3 protein-coding genes are annotated in these 4,030 nt (G+C 30.7%); all 3 read right to left on the bottom strand.

Features of this window, described 5'->3' with window-relative positions; all coding sequences use genetic code 11:
- Positions 1-97: 97 nt before the first annotated feature.
- Positions 98-1,174, bottom strand: coding sequence for a molecular chaperone DnaJ (dnaJ, locus tag OL66_RS02350; RefSeq protein ID WP_034172304.1), 1,077 nt, complete (start codon positions 1,172-1,174; stop codon positions 98-100).
- A gap of 163 nt (positions 1,175-1,337) precedes the next feature.
- Positions 1,338-3,182, bottom strand: a complete 1,845-nt coding sequence (gene dnaK / locus OL66_RS02355; RefSeq protein WP_034172305.1) for a molecular chaperone DnaK — start codon at positions 3,180-3,182, stop codon at positions 1,338-1,340.
- A complete protein-coding gene (locus tag OL66_RS02360) occupies positions 3,166-3,891 on the bottom strand; it encodes a nucleotide exchange factor GrpE (RefSeq protein ID WP_034172306.1) in 726 nt (241 codons plus the stop codon). The genes dnaK and OL66_RS02360 overlap by 17 nt, the downstream gene beginning before the upstream one ends.
- Between the last annotated feature and the right edge of the window lie 139 nt (positions 3,892-4,030).

The raw sequence follows: 4,030 nt of genomic DNA on the forward strand, positions 1-4,030 counted from the left end.
ATTTTATTTTGAGTTCAGGGCAATCAATTTACTAACAGGATAAAGAAACAAATTAAATGAACTTATATTATTACTTTTACTTATATTATTACTTATATTAACTACGATATTGCAAATCTAATAATTTTTGATATAATCTTTTTTCTTCTAAACTTAATTGGTTAGGAGTTTTAATATGAACAACAACATACTGATCACCTTTACGATAAGAAGAATTAAGATGTGCAACTCCTTTATTTTTCATTCTTAATTTATTGCCTGATTGAATCCCTGCAGGAATTTTTAAAGCTACTTCACCATAAATAGTAGGAATCAAAATATTAGTTCCTAAAACAGCTTCTGGAAAAGTAATAAAGATTTCTAAAATAATATCATATTCACGTCTTACAAAAGATTCATGAGGACGCACTTTAAAAGTAATATATAGATCTCCTGCTTTTTGATTATTACTTAAAGGAATAAAATTTCCTTTCCCAGGAACTTGCAAAGACATTCCTTCTTGAATCCCTGCAGGAATATTAAAGGTAGCTGATTGCTTAACTTTTTGACGTTTTTGTCCGTGACAAGCATAACATTTATTTTTAATTTCTTGTCCTTTACCACTACAATTAGGACAAACTTGACGAGAACGAATATTACCTAAAAAAGTTCTTTGCTCAGTAATAATTTGTCCAGTTCCGCCACAACGTTTACAAGTAATAACATCTTGATTGGAAACTGCTCCTTTACCATGACAAACTCTACAATCAGCTTCTACAGTAATTTCAATAGTTTTGTTAGCTCCTAAAACAGCATCCATAAAACTTATAGTCATTTCTACTTTTTTATCATAAGAAGGTTTTTTAGTTTGTTGATTACCAAAAATATCTCCAAAGGAACTAAAAAAAGAATCCCCAAAAGAATCAAAACCATCAAAACCATCAAAACCACCGCCACCAAAGCCAGAAAAACCGTTATCAGAAGCATCACCAAAACGATCATAATTACTTTTTTTAGAAGCATCTCCTAAAACACTATAAGCTTCTTGAACTTCTTTAAATTTGCTCTCGGCGTTAGCTTCTTTGGAAATATCAGGATGATATTTTTTAGCAAGACTACGATAAGCTTTTTTGATGTCCTCAGGACTTGCGTCTTTATCTAGACCCAAAATATGATAATAATCTTTTTTTGTCATTGTAGCTAACTTCTCCTAATAATAAAACTAAGGGGGCTTTTCCTTTGATTTCATTATTCTTTATAGTTTGTTTTTTGTGGTTGTTTTTGTATTTGTATATTTTTTTGTATATTTTTTGTTTGTTTTTATGGTTGTTTTTGTTTAGTTTTGTTTTTATTATTGATTATTTTTGTTCTTCAAAATCAGCGTCTACTACTTCGTCTTGAGGTTTTTCATTTTTAGCAGTAGTGTTTTCTTGCGTACCTTTTTCTTGTACTTGTTTTTCTTGAGCTTTTTGGTAAGCTTTCATTGCAATTCCTTGAGATTCTTTAGTAAGACTTGCAGTTTTTTCTTTAATTAAAGCAGTATCGTCTCCTTTTAGAGCTTCTTCTAATTCTTTAATTTGAGTCTCAACTTTGTCTTTTTCTTCTGGTGTAACGTCAGCTTTTAGATCTTCTAAAGATTTTTTAGTGTGGAAAATCATATTTTCTGCTTCATTACGCGCATCAATACTTTCTTTTTTCACACGATCTACCTCAGCATTTTCTTCAGCTTCTCTAATCATTCTTTGAATTTCTTCTTCTTTAAGGGCACCACTTCCTGAAATAGTAATTTTTTGTTCTTTGTTGGTACCTAAATCTTTGGCTTTAACTGATACAATTCCGTTTGCATCAAGGTCAAAAGTAACTTCAATTTGAGGAATTCCGCGCGGTGCTGGTGGAATATCTGTTAATTGGAATCTTCCCAAAGTTTTATTATCAGCTGCTAAAGGGCGTTCTCCTTGTAAAACATGAATATCTACTGCTGGTTGATTGTCTGCGGCAGTTGAAAAGACTTGTTTTTTGGAAGTTGGAATGGTAGTGTTTCTTTCAATTAATTTAGTAAAGACATTACCCAAAGTCTCAATTCCTAAAGAAAGCGGAGTTACGTCTAAAAGTAAAATATCTTTAACGTCTCCTGATAGAATTCCTCCTTGAATAGCAGCTCCAATAGCAACTACTTCATCAGGATTAATACTCTTATTAGGAGTTTTTTTCAATTCATTTTTAACTAAATCTTGTACTGCAGGAATACGAGTAGAACCACCCACTAAAAGCACTTGATCAATTTTTTCAATATCTAATTTGGCATCACTTAAAGCACGTTTTACAGGAGCCAAACAACGATCAATTAAATCTTTAGTAAGTTCATTGAATTTAGCACGAGTCATATTGTATTCTAAATGAAGTGGACCTGCTTCGCTCATTGTTAAGAAAGGCAAAGAAATTTGTGAAGAAGTAACACCACTTAATTCTTTTTTAGCTTTTTCAGCAGCATCTTTTAATCTTTGCATTGCCATTTTATCTTTGGAAAGATCAACACTATTTTCTTTTTTGAATTCTTTCACTAAGAAATCTACTATACGTAAGTCAAAATCATCGCCTCCCAAAGCATTGTCTCCAGAAGTAGAAAGCACTTCAAAAGTACCATCAACCAAAGTTAGAATAGAAACATCAAAAGTTCCTCCTCCTAAGTCAAACACTAAAATGGTCTGTTCTTTATCACCTTTGTCAACGCCATAAGAAAGAGCAGCTGCAGTTGGTTCATTAATAATACGTTTAACATTTAAGCCTGCAATTTTACCTGCATCTTTGGTAGCTTGTCTTTGAGCGTCATTAAAATAAGCAGGAACAGTAATTACTGCCTCACTTACTGGAGCTCCTAAATAATCTTCAGCAGTTTTTTTCAAATTTGCCAAAATCATTGCACTAATTTCTTGCGGAGTGTATTTTTTACCACCCACATTAACAGTATAATTAGCTTCTCCCATGTGTCTTTTGATAGAACTAATAGTATTAGGATTAGTAATTACTTGACGTTTGGCAATTTCTCCTACCATAATTTCATCACCTTTAAAAGAAACTACAGACGGAGTTGTTCTTCCACCTTCAGCATTAGGAATAACTTTTGCCTCGCCACCTTCCATTACAGCAACACAAGAGTTAGTTGTTCCTAAATCAATACCTATAATTTTATTCGTTTTTGTCATTTTTATCACTCCATTCATTTACTTTAACCAATGTTGGTCTTAAAATTCTTTTTTTATATAAATAACCTTTTTGTAAAACTGCTAAATTAGTTTTATCAGGTTTTTTAGGGTCGCACACTGTTTCTAAAGCGTGGTGCAAAGCAGGATCAAAAGGCTTATTAAGAGCCTTAATTTCTTCTACTCCTTCATCTTGCAACACTTTTTTTATTTGTTGTTGTAACAACTTAAATCCTAATAAATATTTTTGCAACAATTCATTTTGTGTAGGCATATCAATGACTTTTTCTAATTGTTCCAAGGGCATTAATAAATTAGTAATAAAATTACTTGATGCATATTTTAATTCATTTGCTTTTTGAGTTTGGGCTCTTTTCTTAAAGTTAATCAATTCTGCTTGATTTTTTAACAACTCTTCATCAAAGGCTTTTTTTTGTTGGGTAAGTTTTTGTTGTAATTCTTTAATTTGAGTTTGTAATTTAGTAATTTGCAGATGACTGTTTTCTTTTGATTGATGTTTTTGTTGTTTGGTATTTGTTTGTTTAGTTTGATTTGATTGATTTTTAACAGTTTCATCTTCCTTTTGGTTGTCTTTATTTGTTGTTTTAGTTTCTTCTTTTTGACAATTTTTGCATTCTTTACAATCTTTATGCAATTCTTTTGCTTGTGTTTCTAAATTATCTAAGTTATCTTGGTCTTTTTCTAAAAACATCTTAAAACCTCTTTTCTTGATATAATTATGTTTTTATTACGTTACTTACAAGTATTTTGGCAGCCTGTTTAGTTATTTTTTTAATAAATTATAAATTATTTCATTATTACTTATTACTTATTATTTGTTATTTGTTATT

The sequence above is a fragment of the Chrysanthemum yellows phytoplasma genome, from assembly GCF_000803325.1.
GTDB classification, from domain to species: domain Bacteria; phylum Bacillota_I; class Bacilli_A; order Acholeplasmatales; family Acholeplasmataceae; genus Phytoplasma; species Phytoplasma asteris.